The sequence below is a fragment of the Methylobacterium sp. NPDC080182 genome (assembly GCF_050281105.1).
Taxonomy (GTDB): Bacteria; Pseudomonadota; Alphaproteobacteria; order Rhizobiales; family Beijerinckiaceae; genus Methylobacterium.
Genome location: NZ_JBNNWO010000001.1, coordinates 20,338 through 39,255 on the forward strand (window position 1 = coordinate 20,338; position 18,918 = coordinate 39,255).

The 18,918-nt window shown below is 73.1% G+C and carries 16 protein-coding genes; 13 read left to right on the plus strand and 3 right to left on the minus strand.

The annotated features are described in order from the left end of the window. Positions 1–383: 383 nt before the first annotated feature. The 6 genes from ACQKQD_RS00085 (at position 384) to ACQKQD_RS00110 (ending at position 7,794) form a co-directional block, all read left to right on the plus strand. On the plus strand, positions 384–2,507 hold the full coding sequence (locus ACQKQD_RS00085; RefSeq protein WP_427507162.1) for a chemotaxis protein CheA: 2,124 nt from the start codon (positions 384–386) through the stop codon (positions 2,505–2,507). Then, positions 2,507–3,016 (plus strand): chemotaxis protein CheW, encoded by a 510-nt coding sequence (locus ACQKQD_RS00090; RefSeq protein WP_427507163.1) that lies wholly within the window; start codon positions 2,507–2,509, stop codon positions 3,014–3,016. The genes ACQKQD_RS00085 and ACQKQD_RS00090 overlap by 1 nt, the downstream gene beginning before the upstream one ends. A gap of 52 nt (positions 3,017–3,068) precedes the next feature. Then, positions 3,069–5,261 (plus strand): HAMP domain-containing methyl-accepting chemotaxis protein, encoded by a 2,193-nt coding sequence (locus tag ACQKQD_RS00095; protein ID WP_091977937.1) that lies wholly within the window; start codon positions 3,069–3,071, stop codon positions 5,259–5,261. Between the two features lie 115 nt (positions 5,262–5,376). Next, positions 5,377–5,850 (plus strand): chemotaxis protein CheW, encoded by a 474-nt coding sequence (locus tag ACQKQD_RS00100; protein ID WP_103984596.1) that lies wholly within the window; start codon positions 5,377–5,379, stop codon positions 5,848–5,850. A 13-nt stretch (positions 5,851–5,863) separates the two neighbouring features. Then, the gene (locus ACQKQD_RS00105) at positions 5,864–6,712 is read left to right on the plus strand and encodes a CheR family methyltransferase (protein ID WP_020091065.1); all 849 of its coding nucleotides are present in this window, start codon (positions 5,864–5,866) and stop codon (positions 6,710–6,712) included. Next, positions 6,709–7,794: a chemotaxis response regulator protein-glutamate methylesterase gene (locus ACQKQD_RS00110; RefSeq protein WP_331300146.1), complete on the plus strand. Its 1,086-nt coding sequence runs from the start codon at positions 6,709–6,711 to the stop codon at positions 7,792–7,794. The genes ACQKQD_RS00105 and ACQKQD_RS00110 overlap by 4 nt, the downstream gene beginning before the upstream one ends. A gap of 25 nt (positions 7,795–7,819) precedes the next feature. On the opposite strand, the gene ACQKQD_RS00115 is transcribed toward ACQKQD_RS00110, so the two are convergent. From ACQKQD_RS00115 to alr, 3 genes are all read right to left on the minus strand, one after another. Beyond that, positions 7,820–8,155 carry a hypothetical protein gene (locus tag ACQKQD_RS00115; RefSeq protein ID WP_427507164.1) on the minus strand — a complete coding sequence of 112 codons (336 nt, stop codon included), beginning with the start codon at positions 8,153–8,155 and terminating at the stop codon, positions 7,820–7,822. 343 nt (positions 8,156–8,498) lie between these two features. Continuing rightward, entirely contained in the window at positions 8,499–9,758 is a 1,260-nt protein-coding gene (locus ACQKQD_RS00120) for a D-amino acid dehydrogenase (protein ID WP_331300150.1), read from the minus strand. A gap of 8 nt (positions 9,759–9,766) precedes the next feature. Next, positions 9,767–11,152, minus strand: a complete 1,386-nt coding sequence (alr, locus tag ACQKQD_RS00125; RefSeq protein ID WP_427507165.1) for an alanine racemase — start codon at positions 11,150–11,152, stop codon at positions 9,767–9,769. Here alr and ACQKQD_RS00130 point away from each other — a divergent pair. From ACQKQD_RS00130 to ACQKQD_RS00160, 7 genes are all read left to right on the plus strand, one after another. After that, positions 11,048–11,497, plus strand: coding sequence for an Lrp/AsnC family transcriptional regulator (locus ACQKQD_RS00130; RefSeq protein WP_427507166.1), 450 nt, complete (start codon positions 11,048–11,050; stop codon positions 11,495–11,497). The two genes, alr and ACQKQD_RS00130, sit on opposite strands and share 105 nt — an antisense overlap. A gap of 13 nt (positions 11,498–11,510) precedes the next feature. Continuing rightward, positions 11,511–12,752: an amidohydrolase gene (locus ACQKQD_RS00135; RefSeq protein WP_427507167.1), complete on the plus strand. Its 1,242-nt coding sequence runs from the start codon at positions 11,511–11,513 to the stop codon at positions 12,750–12,752. Next, a complete protein-coding gene (locus ACQKQD_RS00140) occupies positions 12,749–13,660 on the plus strand; it encodes a LysR family transcriptional regulator (protein ID WP_020091058.1) in 912 nt (303 codons plus the stop codon). The genes ACQKQD_RS00135 and ACQKQD_RS00140 overlap by 4 nt, the downstream gene beginning before the upstream one ends. Before the next feature lie 101 nt (positions 13,661–13,761). Next, on the plus strand, positions 13,762–14,646 hold the full coding sequence (locus tag ACQKQD_RS00145; protein WP_427507168.1) for an NAD(P)-dependent oxidoreductase: 885 nt from the start codon (positions 13,762–13,764) through the stop codon (positions 14,644–14,646). Then, complete coding sequence (locus ACQKQD_RS00150) at positions 14,646–16,184, plus strand: aldehyde dehydrogenase family protein (RefSeq protein WP_427507169.1); 1,539 nt, start codon at positions 14,646–14,648, stop codon at positions 16,182–16,184. Before ACQKQD_RS00145 ends, ACQKQD_RS00150 begins: the two co-directional genes overlap by 1 nt. A 107-nt stretch (positions 16,185–16,291) precedes the next feature. After that, positions 16,292–17,662, plus strand: a complete 1,371-nt coding sequence (locus ACQKQD_RS00155; protein WP_427507170.1) for a DUF3100 domain-containing protein — start codon at positions 16,292–16,294, stop codon at positions 17,660–17,662. A 79-nt stretch (positions 17,663–17,741) separates the two neighbouring features. Further along, on the plus strand, positions 17,742–18,896 hold the full coding sequence (locus ACQKQD_RS00160) for a M20 aminoacylase family protein (protein WP_427507171.1): 1,155 nt from the start codon (positions 17,742–17,744) through the stop codon (positions 18,894–18,896). Positions 18,897–18,918: the final 22 nt, after the last annotated feature.

The following is an 18,918-nucleotide window of genomic DNA, read 5'->3' on the forward strand; positions in this document are numbered from 1 at the left end:
ATGTTCGTCGACGCGCGTCGACGCGCCGTGATGGCCGGAGCCGTGCCGCACCGCGCGCCCGAGATCCTGTGATCCGCGTGTCACACGATCGCAGTATCCGATAATCAAGCTCTTCGAACCCGATGTGGATATACTTCCCGTTCAGGACTCAAATCTGTTCGTTAACCGAAAATTTCTGGTCCGATTATATACAACCCACGAAGTCAGGCGGTGGCTTCGCGTCGTGTCCCGTCACCGCGCGGTCGCCGCGCGCCGGGACAGTCTGTTCGACTGCCTGATCGCGAAGGACGCGGCCGGTCTCCGGTATCGGCGCGTCCGTTCGCGCTCGGGATCGGGCGGTTGGTTCTGTATCTGCGTTCTGTGTCCGGGGGTCCGTTCGTCCCATGACTGCTCTCGATCCCGCGGAGATCTTCCGCGCCGAGGCCGCCGAGCTGCTCGCCCGCCTGGAGACGACGCTGCTCGACCTCGGCGACCGGCCCGAGGACCGGGCCCTGATCGACACGGCCTTCCGGGCCCTGCACACCATCAAGGGCTCGGGCGCCATGTTCGGCTTCGAGCAGGTCGCCGCCTTCACCCACGATTTCGAGACCGCCTTCGACCGCGTCCGGCGCGGCGAGGTCCCGGTCGGCCGCGACCTCGTCAACGTCTCCCTCTCGGCCAAGGACTACATCCGCGGCCTCATCGAGGAGCCCGAGGCGAGCGCCCCGATCATCGGCGAGGCCATCCTGGCCGAACTCGAGCAGCTGCTCGGCGCCGCGTCCCGCCCGGCCGCCCCGTCCGCGCTCCTCCCGGAGCCGGCCGCCGAGCCCGCTGCGGCGGGGGAGGGGGGCTGGCAGATCGGCATCGCGTTCGCGCCCGAGATCCTCCGCAACGGGACCAATCCCCTGGCGCTCCTCGACGAGCTGCGCGACCTCGGCGCCTGCACGATCGTGCCGCGCCTCGACGCGCTGCCCGAGCTGCCGGCCCTCGACCCCGAGAGCCTCGCCATCGGCTGGGACGTCACGCTGCGCGCGGCCGTGCCCCGCGAGGCGATCGAGGACGTCTTCCTGTTCGTCCGGGACGAGATGACCCTGACGCTCGTCCCGGTCTCGGCCGCGCCATCGGACGCCGCGCCCGAGCCGGCCGGGGCCGCACCGTCGCCGTCGGGGCCGCCGTCGGGGCCGCCGTCGGGGCCGCCGTCGGGGCCGCCGTCGGGGTTGCCGTCCGGCGCGGCTCCGGCTGCCGGCCTCGCCGTTCGCGCGTCCGGCGAGACCGGACCGGCCGGGCCGGGGGCGGTCGAGCCCGCGGCCCGGGCCGCCGAGCGCGTCCCGGCCCGGCGGGCCGAGGAGCGGCCGGCCAGCAGCGTCCGGGTCGAGGCGGAGCGGCTCGACGAGCTGATGGACCGGGTCGGCGAGCTGGTCATCGCCCAGGCGCGGCTCAGCCAGCTCGCCGGCCTGCATGCCGATCCCGGCCTCAAGGCCATCGCCGAGGAGATCGAGCGCCTGTCCGCGCGGCTGCGCGACACCACGATGAGCATCCGCATGGTCGCCATCGGCGCCCTGTTCGGCCGCTTCCGCCGCCTCGTCCACGACCTCTCGCGCGATCTCGGCAAGCCGGTCGAGTTCGTCACCGCCGGCGAGGAGACCGAGCTCGACAAGACCGTGATCGAGCGCCTGGCCGACCCGCTCGTCCACCTGATCCGCAACGCGATCGACCACGGCATCGAGGCGCCCGAGCGCCGCGCGGCCGGCGGCAAGGCCGCCACCGGGCGGATCACGCTCACCGCCGAGCATGTCGGCGCGCAGGTGCTGGTGAGCGTGCGCGACGACGGCGCCGGGCTCGACGCGGCCCGCATCCGCGCCAAGGCCGAGGAGAAGGGCCTGTGCGCGCCGGGCGCGGTGCTCACCGACCAGCAGATCTACCAGTTCCTGTTCGCGCCGGGCTTCTCGACCGCGCAGGAGATCTCGGCCCTGTCGGGGCGCGGGGTCGGCATGGACGTCGTCAAGAAGACGATCGAGAGCCTGCGCGGCACGATCGACATCGCGACCGAGCCGGGCGGCGGCACCTGCGTGGCGCTGCGCCTGCCGCTGACGCTGGCGATCATCGAGGGGCTGCTGATCCGGGTGGGGGAGGGACGCTACGTCATCCCGCTGGCCGCGGTGGAGGAATGCGTCGAGCTGCCCGCCAGCGAGCGCGGCGGCCGCGGGCGGGACTTCCTCAACATCCGCGGCGCGCTGGTGCCGTTCCTGCGGCTGCGCAGCCTGTTCGGGGCCGCGGGCGAGCCGGACCTGCACCAGAAGGTGATCGTGGTGGCCGCCGGTGAGGCGCGGGTCGGCCTGGTGGCGGACCAGATCATCGGCAACCACCAGACCGTCATCAAGTCGCTGTCGAAGCTGCACGCGGACGTGGCGACCTTCTCCGGGGCGACGATCCTGGGTGACGGCACGGCCGCGCTGATCATCGATGTCGGCCGCCTCGTGAGCGGCGGGCGCGCCGAGGGCGTGCGCGAGTACCAGGAGGTGGCGTGATGAGCGGCGGCGTGGCGCGCGGAGTCGTCGAGCCCGGCCCGCAGGCGGCCGCCGACGGCGGCCAGCGGGACGGTCGGCAGGGCGACCAGCAGGTGGTGATGTTCCGGATCGGTTCGGAGAGCTTCGCGCTGGAGGCCGGGATGGTGCGCGAGATCATCGATCCGATCCCGGCGACGCGGGTGGCGGGGGCGCGCCCGCATATCGATCGGATCGTGAACGTGCGCGGCAACGTCGTGCCTCTGGCCGACATCCGCGAGCGGTTCGGGATGCCGGCGGCGTCGGCGAGCCCGGACACGCGCTTCCTCGTCCTGGAGGTGGCGGTGGCGGGCGACCCCGTGGTCGTCGCGCTGGTGGCCGACAAGGTGTTCGCGGTCACGGAGGTCGATCCGGCGCAGTGCGAGGCGGTGCCGCCCGTCGGCACGACCTGGCGCCCGGAGTACATCCGCTCGATCGTCAAGGCGGGGGACGAATTCATCATCGTCCCCGAGCTCGAGCAGATCCTCGACTGAAGTCTTTCCGAAGTCCTGTCAGAATCTCGTGTTTGCGTAGGGGTAAAGGGCGATGCGTTTCTCGATCAAGGCCAAGCTCGGGGTCGGCTTCGGCGCGATCCTCGTTCTCCTGGGGACGGCCAGCGGGGTCGGCTACCAGAGGCTCACGGCCGCCGACGCGACGATGAAGTACGTCCTGAGCCGCGCCGAGATCCAGAAGCAGGTCCTTGAGGGCAAGGCGCACGCCATCCGCAGCGCGTTCAACGTCCGCGGAGCCCTGATCAGCCCGGACGAGACGCAGATGACGGAGTTCGCCAAGCGCTCGGCGACCAACCACGGTGACGCCATGGCGTCCCTGGCCAAGGTGAAGACTCTGCTCATGACCGACGAGGGCAGGAGGCTCTACGAGGACCTGTCGGCCAAGTACGAGAAGCAGAACGCGCTGGGGAACCGGGCTCTGGAGCTGACCCGCGACAATTCCAACGGGAAGACCTGGGCCGAGATCAATGCGGCGGGTCGCCCGGCGCTGGCCGCCCTGCGCACGGACCTCGACGCCCTGATCAACACGGCGACCGACGCCCAGAGCCCCGCTGGAGAGCGGCTCGCCCGGGTCGCCGCGGTGTTCAAGAGCCGGGTCGAGCGGGCCTGGGGGCAGCTGACCTCGGCCACCGGGACGACGAGCGTCGAGGCGCTCCAGCAGCGCGTGGCCCTCGCCAAGCAGTCGCGCGAGGAGATCAACCGGTCGGTGGACGAGCTCGCGGCGGCGGCCCAGGCGGCGGGAATCGCCGTGACGGCCGTCCGCGAGCGGTTCGGGACCTGGGCGTCCTCCTTCCAGCGGGCGATCGCCCTCGTCGAGATCGGCAGCTCGGTGAAGGCGGCCGAAGTCGCCTCGGGCGAGTACGCGACGGTGAGCACGACGGCGATCAACGCGTTCGAGGCGCTGGCGGATCGGCAGAAACGGTTCATGGACGACGCCGCGGCCCAGGCCACCGCGGAATCCGCACAGGGTCAGACGATCCTGCTGAGCGTGGCGGCGGCCGCGCTCCTCATGGGCCTCGGCATCGCGACCTGGCTCGCTCTCTCGATCTCCCGCGGCCTCGGCCGTGCCGTCTCGCTGGCCGACGCGGTCTCGATGGGCGACCTGAGCCAGACCGCGACGGTCACGACCAACGACGAGCTCGGCGACCTCGTCGGCGCCATGGGCCGCATGACCGAGAACCTGAACGCGACCGCGGCACTCGCCAACGCGATCGCCCAGGGCGACCTCACCGTGGAGGCCCGGCCGCTCTCCGACAAGGACACGATGGGCCTCGCCCTGCAGACCATGCTGTCGAAGCTGCGCACCGTCGTGGCCGAGGCGACCGCGGCGGCCGGCAACGTCTCGGCGGGGTCCCAGGAGCTCTCGGCCTCGGCCGAGCAGCTGTCGCAGGGTTCGACCGAGCAGGCCTCGTCGACCGAGGAAGCCTCGGCCTCCATGGAGGAGATGGCCGCCAACGTGAAGCAGAACGCCGAGAACGCCAGCCAGACCGAGACGATCGCCCGGCAATCGGCCCAGGACGCCGAGGCGAGCGGCATCGCCGTCGGCCGCGCCGTCGAGGCCATGCAGACCATCGCCCAGAAGATCACCATCGTGCAGGAGATCGCCCGCCAGACCGACCTGCTGGCGCTCAACGCCGCCGTGGAGGCGGCCCGGGCCGGTGAGCACGGTCGCGGGTTCGCGGTGGTCGCCAGCGAGGTGCGCAAGCTCGCCGAGCGCAGCCAGGCGGCCGCGGCCGAGATCGGCACGCTCTCGTCCGACACCGTCAAGGCCGCCCAGCAGGCCGGCGACATGCTCGGCAAGCTCGTGCCCGACATCAAGAAGACCGCCAGCCTGGTCGAGGAGATCACCGCCGCCTGCCGCGAGCAGGATGTCGGCTCGGGCCAGATCAACCAGGCGATCCAGCAGCTCGACAAGGTGACCCAGCAGAACGCCAGCGCCTCCGAGCAGGTCTCGGCCACCTCCGAGGAGCTGGCCACCCAGGCCGAGAAGCTGCAGGCGACGATCGCCTACTTCCGGATCACCGAGGCGGCCGCGCCGGTGGCCGGTGTCGACCAGGCGGTGACGCGGCTGCGCGCGACCGCGGCGCGGATGGGCACGCCCTCGGCGGCGATCCGCTCCCCGAGCCCGAAGCGGGCGGGCGCGCGCGGCCCGGCCGGGGGCGGCGGCTTCGCCCTCGACATGGGCGAGGGCGACGCGCAGGACGCCGCCTTCACCCGGGTCGCCTGACACCTCGCCCGAGGCCCGGATCCGCGCGGTGCCCGTGCCCGCGCGGATCCCGCCGCCGTCGTCAGCCGCCGTCGCGAGCCGCCGTCGCGCGCCGCGCTCCAGCCGGAGATCCTGCATGTCCAGTGTGTGGCAGTACCTGACCCTCGGCCTCGGGGCCGAGACCTTCGGGATCGACGTCGAGCACGTCCACGAGATCCTCGACTACCGGGTCCCGGCCGCGCTTCCGCAGGCGCCGGCCTTCCTGCTCGGCATGATCGACGTGCGCGGGCAGAGCTACCCGGTGGTGGACCTGCGGACCAAGCTCGGACTGCCGCCGGTGGCGCGCACGCCGGCCACCCGGATCATCCTGCTCAACGTGCCGATGCCCGGCCGGGCGCTGCGGGTCGGGTTCGTGGCCGACCGGGTGATCGAGGTGACCGAGCTCGACCGGGCCGAGATGGAGGCGGCGCCCGAGGTCGGCGGGCGCTGGAACGCCCGCTACATCGCGGGGATCGGCCGCCGGGGCGAGGCCTTCGTGGTGGTGTTCGACCTCGTCGCGCTCATGGACGGCGACGGCCCGGCCCTGGTCGAGACCCCGCAGGCCGCTTGAGGGATCCGACACCATGGAGGCCGATCCGGGTCACCTGAGCGACCGGCACTTCCGCTCGGTCGCCGACCTCGTCCAGCAGCATGCCGGCATCCAGCTCCCGCCGGCCAAGCGCACCATGGTCGAGGGGCGGCTGCGCAAGCGCATGCGCGCCCTCGATCTCCCGACCCTGGAGGCCTACGGCCGCCACCTGTTCGAGGCCGGCCACCTCGCGGACGAGTTCCCGCACCTCGTCGACTGCGTGACGACGAACAAGACCGACTTCTTCCGCGAGCCCGCGCATTTCGACCTGCTGCGCGAGACGATCGTGCCGCGGCTGGCGGCGCGGGGCGACCGGCCGCTGCTCAAGGTCTGGAGCGCGGCGGCCTCGACCGGTGCCGAGGCCTACACGCTGGCGATGGTCCTGCACGACATGGCCGCCGACCGGTTCCGCTACGCCATCCTCGGGACCGACATCTCCTCGGAGGTCCTCGACCGTGCCCGGACGGCGATCTACCCGGCCGAGATGCTGGACGCCGTGCCGGCGGACCTGCGCCGCCGCTACGTGATGGTCGCGCGCGATCCGGCCCGGCGCGAGGGGCGGATCGTGCCGGAGCTGCGCGCCCGGGTGCGGTTCCAGCGGCTCAACCTGATGGACGAGACCTACCCGATCGACCGGGACGTCGACCTCATCTTCTGCCGCAACGTGCTGATCTACTTCGACAAGCCGACCCAGAGGGCGGTGGTCGCGCGCCTGGCCGGGCACCTGCGCCCCGGCGGCTACCTGATCGTCGGCCATTCCGAATCCATGGCGGGCGTCGGCGTGGCCGGCCTCGACCAGATCTCCTCGACCGTCTTCGGCAAGCTGCGGGAATCCGGCCGGTGAGCGCGTCCAGACCGATCCGCGTCCTGATCGTCGACGACTCGGCCTCCGTCCGCCAGACGCTGTGCAGCATCCTGGGGACGGCGCCCGACATCGAGATCCTGGGCACCGCCGCCGATCCGTTCATCGCGGCGCGCCGCATCCAGGAGGAGATCCCGGACGTCATCATCCTCGATCTCGAGATGCCGCGCATGGACGGCCTGACGTTCCTGCGCAAGATCATGGCGCAGAAGCCGCTCCCGGTGATCGTCTGCTCGACCCTGACCGAGGCCGGGTCCCGGATCCTGTTCGAGGTGCTGGAGGCGGGCGCCGTCGACGTGCTGCCGAAACCGCGCGTCGACACCCGCCAGTTCCTGCTCGAATCCACGGTCCGGGTCTGCGACGCGGTCCGGGCCGCCGCCCGGGCCAAGCTGCGCGGGAGCCGGCCGTCCCGGCCGCTGGTGGAGGCGAAGCTCTCGGCCGACGTCGTCCTGCCGCCGCCCGTGCCCGGGCGCGTCGTGGCCGGGACCGACCGGATCGTCTGCATCGGCGCGTCGACGGGCGGCACGGAGGCGCTGCGCGACGTGCTCGAGGTGCTGCCCGCCGAGTCCCCTGGTCTCGTCATCGTGCAGCACATGCCGGAGCATTTCACGGCGGCGTTCGCCAAGCGCCTGAACGGCCTCTGCGCGATCGCCGTCAAGGAGGCGGAGGACGGCGATCCCGTGGTGCGCGGCCGCGCCCTGATCGCCCCGGGCGGGCGGCACCTCATGGTCGAGCGCCGGGGCGGCAGCTACGCGGTGTCGGTGAAGGACGGTCCCCTCGTCGCGCGCCACCGCCCGTCGGTCGACGTCCTGTTCCGGTCGGCCGCCCGGGCCGCGGCCGCGAACGCGCTCGGCATCCTGCTGACCGGCATGGGCGACGACGGCGCCAACGGCCTGCTGGAGATGCGTCGCGCCGGGGCGCAGACGGTCGCCCAGGACGAGGCGAGCTGCGTCGTGTTCGGGATGCCCAAGGAGGCGATCGACCGCGGTGCGGCCGCCAAGATCCTGCCGCTGGAGCAGATGCACTTGGAGATCCGGCGCTTCGGCCTGCCCGCGGGGCGCTGAAGCCGCGCCGAGGGCCGGTGCCGGCTCAGGACTGGTCGCGTTGCCCGGGCTGCGCCTCGGCCTTCGCCCGGCGTCCGCGCGGGCGGCTGGACGGTTGCGCCGCGCCGCGCCGCGTCCCGCGGGGGCCCGCCTTCACCGGCCGGGCTCCGGGAAGCCCCTCGCTCCCGCCCCGCCGTGCGCCGCGCTGGGCGACCTGCCCGGGACGGTCACCCCCGTCCCGGGGTCCAGAATCCAGCAGGTCCTGAACGCCGGGCGGGTGATCGGGCACGCGGAACAGGCGGGCCAGCCCGTCGGCGACGCCCCGGAGAACGGCATCTGCCTGCTCGTGATCGTCCTGGCCCTGTACGACGATGAAACTCATCTGCGCACCCGGATGGTTCGTTCAGGTCCTCAACTCGACACGCTGCTAAGGGTTGCCTGGGCCTGTCGGAAGTCATCCGACGATCATGCGAATCCGCACGTCATGAACGTCATGTAATCAACTGGTGGTCGTATCTCGGTGAATAATGAATGATTGTGCCCGGTGGTGACGGCGACTCGCGACGAGTCCCGGAGTCTTGCTCAACGCACGGTCGGATCGCGTTCGGTGCGATACCGGGCAGAGTTGTGCTGGTGCGCCACGGCACGCGCTGCGCAGCGCGACGGCGGTTCAGTGACCGGGCGACGGGGAGTCGGACCGGTCAGGGCCGATCCGGCCGGCCGGCTCACGCGGCGTAGCGGTCGAGGGCCAGATCGTCGCTCGCGATCTCCGGCGCCCGTCCGGACACGAGGTCGGCGAGCAGGCGGCCCGATCCGCAGGCCATCGTCCAGCCCAGCGTGCCGTGACCGGTGTTGGTAAACAGGTTCCCGACCCGTGTGCTCCCGACGATCGGCGTGCCGTCCGGCGTCATCGGCCGCAGGCCGGTCCAGAACGCGGCTCGGTCGAGGTCGCCGCCGGCCGGGAACAGGTCCTGCACCGAGCGCGCGAGGGTCTCGCGGCGCGGCAGGCGCAGGGCGCTGCTGAACCCGGCGAGCTCGGCGGTGCCGCCGACGCGGATGCGGTCGCCGAGCCGGGTGATCGCGACCTTGTAGGTCTCGTCCATCACCGTCGAGACCGGCGCGGCCGCCGGATCGGTGATGGGGAGCGTGAGCGAGTAGCCCTTCACCGGGTAGACCGGCAGGGCGATCCCGAGGGGGCGCAGCAGGGCCGGCGTGTAGCTGCCCAGCGCCGCCACGTAGGCATCCGCCCGCAGGAGGTCGCCGTCGGCGGTCTCGACCGCCGTCACCCGGTCCCCGACGTGATGCAGGCGCGCGATCGCCGTGCGGTAGCGGAAGGTGACGCCGAGGCCCTCGCAGATCGCGGCGAGGCGCTGCGTGAACAGGTGCGCGTCGCCGGTCTCGTCGCCCGGCAGCCGCAGGCCGCCGACGAAGACGTCGCGCACGGCGGCGAGCGCCGGCTCGGCACTGACGCAGCCGGCCGGGTCCAGCACCGTGTAGGGCACGCCGTAGGCGTCGAGGACGCGGGTGTCGTCGCCGACATGGTCGAGCTGCTTCTGCGTCCGGAAGAGCTGGAGCGTGCCCTTCTCCCGGTGGTCGTAGGCGATGCCGGTCTCGGTGCGCAGGTCGCGCAAAGCGTCGCGGCTGTACTCGGCGAGCCGGACCATGCGGCCCTTGTTCCGCTGGTAGGCCTCCTCGGTGCAGTTCGCGAGCATGCGCGTGAGCCACGCGTAGAGGCGGGGCTCGAGCCGCGGCCACAGCACCAGGGGGCGGTGCCGCATCATCAGCCACTTGAGCGCCTTCACGGGGATCCCGGGCGCCGCCCAGGGGGCCGAGTAGCCGGGCGAGACCTGCCCGGCATTGGCGAAGCTGGTCTCCAGGCCGGAGCCCGGCTGGCGCTCCAGCACGGTGACCTGATGGCCGGCCCGGGCGAGGTAGTAGGCCGAGGTGACGCCGACGACGCCGCCGCCGAGGATGATCACGTGCATGGCGGGCCTCAGGCTCCGAGATAGATGCGGTGGAAGCGGTGGCCGAGGCTGGTCAGGACCTCGTAGCCGATCGTGCCGGCCGCCGCGGCGACGGCGTCGACGTCGCGCTCCGGCCCGACGATGTCGACGAGCGCCCCCGGCCCGAGGGTGCCGGGCGCCACGTCGGTGACGTCGAGGACGAGGCTGTCCATCGAGACGCGCCCGACCACGGGCAGCCGGACGCCGCCGAACCACGCCGCGCCGCCCGCCGTGCTGCGGAAGAACCCGTCCGCGTAGCCGATCGCGACCGTGGCGAGGCGGCTGTCCCGGGCGACGGTGGCCGCGTGCCCGTAGCCGACCGGCGTCCCCGCCGGGACGCTGCGCGTCTGCATCACGCGGGCCCGCAGGCCTATTACCGGCCGCATCGGGTTCGCCGCGCCCTCCTGCGGGGCGATCCCGTAGAGGGCGGCGCCGGGGCGCACGAGGTCGAAGTGGAAGTCCGGACCGAGGAAGATCCCGGACGAGGCCGCGAGGCTCGTCGGCACCGCGGGCAGACGCCGCCGGACGGCCTGGAAGACCGATAGCTGCGCGGCGTTGACCGGGCTGTCCGGCTCGCCGGCGCAGGCGAGGTGGCTCATCACCAGCCGCAGGTCGAGGCCCTCAAGCGCGTCTGGGTCGTCGAGCAGCGCGCCGACCTCCTCCGGCGCAAAGCCGAAGCGGGCCATGCCGCTGTCGACCTGGAGGATCGCCGGCAGGCGCCGTCCGAGGCGCCGGGCGAGAGACTGCCAGCCGTCGTGCTGGGACCGGTCGTTGAGGACGGGCACGAGATCGTGGTCCGCGCAGGTCGCCTCGCTGCCCGGGGCGGCGCCGTTGAGCACGGCGATCACCGCGCCGGGGCCGAGGATAGACCGGAGGGCGACGCCCTCGCCGACCTGGGCGACGAAGAAGTGCCGGCAGCCCGCGGCGGCCAGGACCGGCGCGACCCGGTCGGCGCCGAGCCCGTAGGCGTCCGCCTTGACGACGGCCGCGCATTTCGCGGTCCCGGCTTGGGCGGCGAGGCGGCTGTAATTCTCTGCGATGGCCGCGAGATCGATGGTGAGGAGCGCCGAGGCCGTCCCGGCCGGGCCCGCATCGGGCCGGAGATCACGATCGATCATGCTCATGTCGACCCTCGGGGCGGCGCTCGGATGCAGTGCCAAAAGGCTACACGAAGGATCGTCGAACGAGCGTGCATCCTGTCGAAGAGATTTGAATTTCGAGCTTGGCTGTGGAAGTATCTGCGGCCAGTTCGAAGATCCTGCGAGGTGCGCGTGGACGCGATCGACCGCCGCATCATCCAGGCCCTGCGCGGCGACGGCCGGATCAGCAACGCGGATCTCGCCGCGGCGGTCGGCCTGTCGGCCTCGGCCTGCCATCGCCGCGTGCGGCTGCTGGAGGAATCCGGCGTCATCCGGGGCTACACCGCGCTGATCGGCGGCGCGGTCGACGGGCCGGGCCTCGTGGTCCTCACGCAGTTCACCCTGGACCGCCAGACTGAGGACTATCTCAACCGGTTCGAGGCGGCCGTCCGGCGCTGTCCCGAGGTGCAGGACTGCTATCTGATGACCGGGGCGGCCGATTACCTCGTGAAGCTCAAGGTGATCGACGCGGCCGACTACGAGCGGCTGCACAAGGATGTCCTGTCGCGGCTGCCGGGGGTCGCCCGGCTGCAATCGAGCTTCGCGATCCGGACTGTCGTGGCCGCCGGCCGGCCGCTCTGAAGGAAGCCCCGCCATGACGCCGAGCACCGAACCGCGCTGGGACGCCCCCTGCGACCTGCGCCTCCACGACGCCGCGCTCGCCGAGGGAAGCCGGGCGACGATCGACATCCGGGGCGACCGCGTGGCGGCGCTGCGGGATCCCGGCGCGCCGCTCCCGCCCGCCGGCCGCACGATCGATCTCGGCGGCGCCCTGGTGCTGCCGGGCCTGTCGGACGGGCACGTCCACCTCGACAAGTGCCTGCTCGGCCTGCCGTGGCGCCCGCACGCGGCGGCGGGGTCCGTCCGCGCGATCATCGACGACGAGAAGGCGTTCCGCCGCGCCACGCGGATCCCGCTCGCCGAGCAGGGCGCCGAGGCGCTGCTCGAACGCATGCTCCGCGGCGGCACGACGAGCCTGCGGACCCATGTCGACGTCGACGACGTCACGCGGCTCGACCACCTCGCCCAGATCCTCGACCTGCGGGCGCGCTGGGCCGACCGCCTGCAGATCCAGATCGTCGCCTTCCCGCAGAGCGGGATCCTGGGCTGCCCGCCGGTCGCCGACGACCTGGGCGCGGCCCTGCGGATGGGCGCGGACCTCGTCGGCGGCCTCGATCCCGTCGGCATCGACGGAGACCGCGACGGTCACCTGGACATCGTCTTCGCCCTGGCCGAGCGGCACGGGCGGGGCATCGACATCCATCTCCACGAGGGCGGCGCGGCCGGACTCGCCACGATCGCGGCGATCGCGGCCCGGACAGCGGCAGCCGGGCTCGGCGGGCAGGTCACGATCAGCCACGCCTTCGCCCTCGCGGAGGCCGACGACCTGGAACTCGGCCGGATCGCCGAAGCCCTGAACCGGGCCGGCGTCGCGATCCTCAGCAGCGTGCCGGGCGGGGCCCGATGCCCGCCGATCCCGCGGCTGCGCGCGCTCGGCGTCCCGGTCTGCCTCGGCACCGACAACGTCCGCGACTGCTGGAATCCCGCCACGGTGACCAGCATGATCGCCCGCGCCCAGCTCGCCGCCTACCGGTTCGACCTGCGCACCGACGCGGACCTCGCGGCGTTGCTGGCGCCGATCACCGCCGTCCCGGCGCGGGTGCTGGGCCTCGGTCCGGGCGCGGTGGCGCCCGGCGCGCGGGCCGACCTGATCGCCTTCGCGGCCGGCGGCGTACCGCAGGTGATCGTGGAGCGCCAGGAGCCCGTGCTGGTCGTGGCGCGGGGCGCCGTCGCGGTCGACCGGCGCGGCGCGGCCGCCGGGGACCCGCCGCCGTGAACGACCGCGCGCTGCGCTACTTGCTGGCCGTCGTGCGCGCGGGCTCGGTCCGGGCGGCCGCCGATGTCCTGAACGTCGCCGCCTCGGCGGTGAGCCGGCAGATCATCGAGCTGGAGGCGCAGGTCGGCGAGACCCTGCTCGAGCGCCTGCCCCGGGGCGTGGTCCCCACCGAGGCCGGCCGCCTCGTCGCCGAGCACGCGCAGCGGCAAGCCGACGAGGCGGCCCTGCTGGAGGACCAGCTGAAGCGCCTGCGCGGGGTGCAGCGGGGCACGGTCAGCCTGCGCTGCGGCGCCGGCTTCCTGATCGACCTCCTCGACAACGCCCTGGCCGGCTTCGCCCAGGACCATCCGGGCATCGCCTATCAGGTCGAGATCGGAACGACCGACGGCATCCTCGCGGCGATCGCCCGGGGGGACGCGGATATCGGCCTCGTCTACAACCCGCCCGCGCACCCGGACGTCCGCGGGATCGTCTCCGCCCGGCAGCCGCTCCTCGCCGTCCTGCCGATGGGGCATCCCCTCGCCGACGGGGCGGCCCCCGTCCCGCTGCGCAGCTTCGCCACCGAACCCGCCGCCCTCCTGCCCCCCGACCACGGGGTCCGGCAGCTGATCGGCCGCGTCGAGGCCGACGGCGGATTCCGGCTGGTGCCGCGGCTGGAGACGGCGTCCTTCGAGCTGCACCGCCGCTTCGTGATGGCCGCCATGGGCGTCGCGTTCCTGCCCCGCTTCGTGGTCGCAGCCGAGCTGCGCGACGGCCTCCTCGCGGCTTTGCCGCTGCGCGACGCCATCCTGTCGGAGGCGAGCGCCCACCTCGTCGTCCGCGCGGGGCGGCGCCTGCCGGAGGGCGCGGCGCGGCTGCTCGGCTGGCTGGCCGACCACATGGTGGCGTTCCGGCCGCCGCCGGCGTGACGCGAGCGTGCGGATTTTCCGCACGCCTCGTGCAGAAATCGGTTGTTGTCGCAACGCTCGTTTGCCGGAACTATCGTGCCGCTTCGTGAGGACGGATCGGCATGACCATCGCAACGGTAGGCGTCGTCGGGCTCGGCAACATGGGTCTGGGCATGGCCGCGACCCTGGCCCGCAAGGGCTTCGCGGTCCTGGGCTACGACCTCAGTCCGGCCCGGCGCCCTGCCGCCGAGGCGGCCGGCGTGACCGTCCTCGACGCCCTCAACGACGTGCTCGGCCGGGCCGACGCCCTGGTGTTCTCGCTGCCGCTGGCGCGGGACGTGGAGGCGGTGGTCACCGCGGAGGGCGGGCTCCTGTCCCGGACCGACCGGAAGGTCGTGGTGATCGACACCTCGACCTCGGATCCCGGCACGACCCGGCGCCTCGCCGAGCGTCTCGCCGCGGCCGGTCACGCCCTCCTCGACGCCCCGGTGAGCGGCGGCCCGTCCGGCGCCGCCGAGGGCACCCTGACCATGATGATCGGCGGCGCCGAGGCGGATTACGAATTGGCCCGTCCGGTCCTCGAGGCCATGTCGGCCCGCGCCCCCCATGTCGGGCCGTCGGGCGCCGGCAATATCGTTAAGCTCGTCAACAACCTGCTGGTGGCGGCCCATCTGGTTACCACCGGCGAGGCCCTGCGCCTGTCCGAGGCCGCGGGTCTCTCGGCCGAGGAGGCGGTCAAGGTCGTGAACACCGCGACCGGCCGCAGCGCGATCAGCGAAATCATGGTCCCGCGCTGGGTCCAGTCCGGCACCTTCGACAGCGGCTTCTCGGCCGGCCTGATGCGCAAGGACGTGCGCCTCGCCCTCGAACTCGCCGCCGAATGCGGGATCGACCTGCCGCTCTCCGCCGAGGTGAAGCGGATCTGGCAGGCGACGCAGGCCGCCATCCCCGACACGGCCGACTTCACCCGCATGGCCGATTACCGCGATCCCAAGGGAGCCCACTGATGTCCGGCACGCCGCACTCGCCCGCCGCCGACCGGGTCGCCGCCCTCCTGGCCGACCTGCTGCCGGGCGGCCGCATCGGCAGCGTCGTGGCCGGCGAGGTCCTCGCCGGGACCGGCGCCGCCCTCGATCTCACCAACCCCGCCGACGGCGGCGTGCTCGCGACCTTCGCCGATGCCGGCCCGTCGGTCGTCGAGGCCGCCATGGCGGCGGCAAGCGACGCCCAGCGCGCGTGGTGGGGCATGAGCGCCGCCGCCCGCGGCCGCGCGCTGTGGGCGGTCGCCGCCCTGGTCCGGCAGCATGCCGGCGCGCTCGCCGAGCTGGAGACCCTCTCGGCCGGCAAGCCGATCCGCGACACCCGCGGCGAGGTCGCCAAGGTCGCCGAGATGTTCGAGTACTACGCCGGCTGGTGCGACAAGCTGCACGGCGACGTCATCCCGGTCCCGACCTCGCACCTGAACTACACCCGCCACGAGCCCTTCGGCACCGTGGTGCAGATCACGCCCTGGAACGCGCCGATCTTCACCGCGGGCTGGCAGATCGCGCCGGCGATCTGCGCCGGCAACGCCGTGGTGCTGAAGCCCTCCGAGCTGACGCCCCTGACCTCGCTGGCGCTGGGCCTGCTCTGCGACCGCGCCGAGGGGATGCCCCGCGGCCTCGTCTCGGTGCTGGCCGGTGCCGGCCCGACCACCGGCGCCGCCGCGGTCGCCCATCCCGAGACGCGGCTCGTCGTGTTCGTCGGCTCGGCCGAGGCGGGCGCGCAGATCGCCGCCGCGGCGGCCCGCGCCATCGTGCCGAGCGTGCTGGAGCTCGGCGGCAAGTCGGCCAACATCGTGTTCGCCGACGCCGACCTCGACCGGGCGCTGATCGGCGCGCAGGCCGCGATCTTCGGCGGCGCCGGCCAGAGCTGCGTGGCGGGCTCCCGGCTCCTCGTGCACCGCTCGATCCACGCGTCCTTCGTCGAGCGCCTGTCCCGCGCCGCCGCGCGCATCCCGGTGGGCGCGCCGACCGACCCGGAGACGCAGATCGGCCCGATCAACAACCGGCGCCAGCGGGACAAGATCGCCGACATGGTCGAGGCCGCCGCGGGGGCGGGGGCCACGATCGCGACCGGCGGGGCCTGCCCCGCCGCCTTACGCGACACGGGCGGCTTCTACTACGGCCCGACCATCGTGGACGGCGTCGCGCCGGACGCGGCGATCGCCCGCGAGGAGGTGTTCGGCCCGGTCCTGACGGTCCTGCCGTTCGACGGCGAGGACGAGGCGGTCGCGCTGGCCAACGGCACGCCCTACGGCCTCGCCGGCGCGGTCTGGACCCGCGACGGCGGGCGCGGCCACCGGGTCGCGGCGGCGCTGCGGGCCGGCACCGTCTGGGTGAACGGCTACAAGACCATCAACGTGGCCTCGCCGTTCGGCGGCTTCGGCCGCTCGGGTTTCGGCCGCTCCTCCGGCCGCGAGGCGCTGATGGCCTACACCCAGACCAAGAGCGTCTGGGTCGAGACCGCCGCCGCGCCGGCCGTGACCTTCGGCTACGTGGGCTGAGCCCGACGCCACGGGCGCAATGACCGAGACGATCTAACGCCAAGCCGGCGCTCAAGACCGGCAGGCGGAGCAACGGGCAGCCCCGAGGGGGGCCAAGGAGGATGACGATGGCGGGGGAACTGTTTGCGACGAACACGCGGCCGGTCGCGCCGCCCGTCTCGGGCGGGGGCAAGCTGACGCTGTTCCTGCTCGCCCTCGTCATCGTCGTCATCGCGGAGGCGATCGGCAACGTCAGCATCCCGGTGGGCGCCGGCAAGATCGTGCTGCTCCCGCTGCTCTGGGCCCTGCTGCTGGGCGGCGCGCTGGGGCTGATGAGCCCGCGCCTGCCCGGGCCGCTGCGGCTGTCGGGCGCCCTGCAGAACGCGGCCGGCGCCTACCTGCAGCCGGCGCTCCTGATCTTCATCGCCAAGCTCGGCCTGCTCGTGGGCGGCTCGCTGCCGAAGATCCTCGCCTCGGGCTGGGCCCTGGCCTTCCAGGAATTCGGCCACTTCTTCGGCACGATGGTGTTCGGCCTGCCGGTGGCGCTCCTGCTCGGCATCAAGCGCGAGGCGATCGGCGCGACCTTCTCGGTCGGCCGCGAGCCCAGCCTCGCCATCATCGGCGAGCGCTACGGCATGGACTCGCCGGAGGGGCGCGGCGTGCTGGCCGAGTACCTGACCGGCACGGTGTTCGGCGCGGTGTTCATCGCCCTGCTGGCCGGGCTGATCACCAGCCTCGGCATCTTCAACCCGCTGGCGCTGGCGATGGGGGCCGGGGTCGGCTCCGGCAGCATGATGGCCGCGGCCTCGGGGGCGATCGCGGCCCAGCAGACGCCCGAGGTCGCCAAGGACGTCGCCACCTTCGCGGCCGCCAGCAACCTCGTGACCACCACGATCGGCACGTACTTCACCCTGTTCCTGTCGCTGCCCTTCACGATCTGGGCCTACGGCAAGCTGGAGCCGATCCTCGGCCGCAACCGGCCGGACGCCGCCCGCCCGGCGGCCGCCGACCCGCAGGCGCCGGCCCATCAGCCGGCCCACGAGGAGGTGCGGATCGGCCTCGGCGAGACCGTGCTCGCCTGGATCCTGATCGGCGCCTACGGGCTCATCGGCAACTGGCTGACCTACGGAATCGTCCCGGACGCGCAGGTCGTCGCCGGGATGGCGATCATCATCGGCACCGTGCTCGCCGGATGGGGCCTCTACCTGCTCCTCGGCCGGCGGCTGCCTGCCGTCCTGTGGGTGTCGATCATCGGCATGGCGCTGACCTATCCCGGGACGCCCTACGCGGCCGAGATCGCCGCCCTGACCGGCAAGCTCAACTTCCTGGCGCTGGCCACGCCGATCCTGACCTTCGCGGGGCTCTCGGTCGCCAAGGACGTGCCCGCCTTCCGACGCCTCGGCTGGCGGATCGTCGTGGTCTCGTTCATGGCCAATGCCGGGACCTTCCTCGGCGCGACCCTCATCGCGCAGTTCTTCATGCACCCGCCGCTGGGGTGAACCGCCGCGCCGATCCGCGTAGGGTCCGGGCGGGGGATCGAGGCGCTCCGGCAGCCTCCCGTATCATGAGAGAGATCGCATGCGCATCGAGGCGGAGACCGTGGAGCGGATGGTCGCGTGGCGGCGCGACCTGCACGCCCATCCCGAGCTGGCCTTCCAGGAGGTCCGCACGGCGGATCTCGTCGCCCGGGAACTGGCCGCCTGCGGCCTGTCGGTGAAGACCGGACTCGGGCGCACCGGCGTGGTCGGGACCCTGAGCCGGGGCGACGGCCCGACCATCGGCCTGCGCGCCGACATGGACGCCCTGCCGATCCAGGAGGCGACGGGCGCCAGTTACGCGTCCCGGACGCCCGGCGTGATGCATGCCTGCGGCCATGACGGCCACGTGGCGATGCTGCTCGGCGCGGCCCGGCACCTCGCGTCGCGCACCGACCTTTCCGGCACGGTGCACTTCATCTTCCAGCCGGCGGAGGAGTGCGAGGGCGGCGGGCGCGCCATGGTCGAGGACGGCCTGTTCCGGCTGTTCCCGTGCGATTCCGTCTACGGCCTGCACAACTGGCCGGGCCTGCCGCTCGGGACCTTCGCGACCCGGGTCGGCGCCATCATGGCCTCCCTCGACACGTTCGAGATCGCGGTCACCGGGTTCGGTACCCACGCGGCCATGCCGGAGCGCGGCACCGACACGCTGGTGGTCGCCTCTGAGATCGTCCTGGCCCTGCAGACCATCGTGAGCCGCCGGATCGCCCCCACGGACCCGGTCGTGCTCAGCGTCACGCAGATTCACGGCGGCGATGCTTACAACGTCATCCCCGAGCGCGCGGTCATCCGCGGCACGGTCCGCTGCCTGGACGAGGCCGTGCGCAAGCGCGTGGCCGAACTCGTCGAGGCGATCGCGGGCGGGACGGCCGCCACGCACGGCGCCCGTGCGGAGGTGGACTACCGGTTCGGCTACCCCGCCACCGTCAACACCGCCGACGCCGTCGGCACCGCCCTGGAGGCGGCCGGGGCCGTCCCGGACATCACCGCGCGCCGGGGCGAGGTCGGCCCCTCCATGGCGTCGGAGGATTTCGCCTACATGCTGGAGGCCTGCCCCGGCGCCTACGCGTGGATCGGGACCGACGGGACGCGCAAGAGCCTGCCGCTCCACAATCCGGGCTACGATTTCAACGACGAGGCCCTGCCGGTCGGCGCCGCCTACTGGGCCGCGCTGGGGGCGCACAGCCTCAGGCCGTGACGCGGCGCGCACCCTGAGAGAT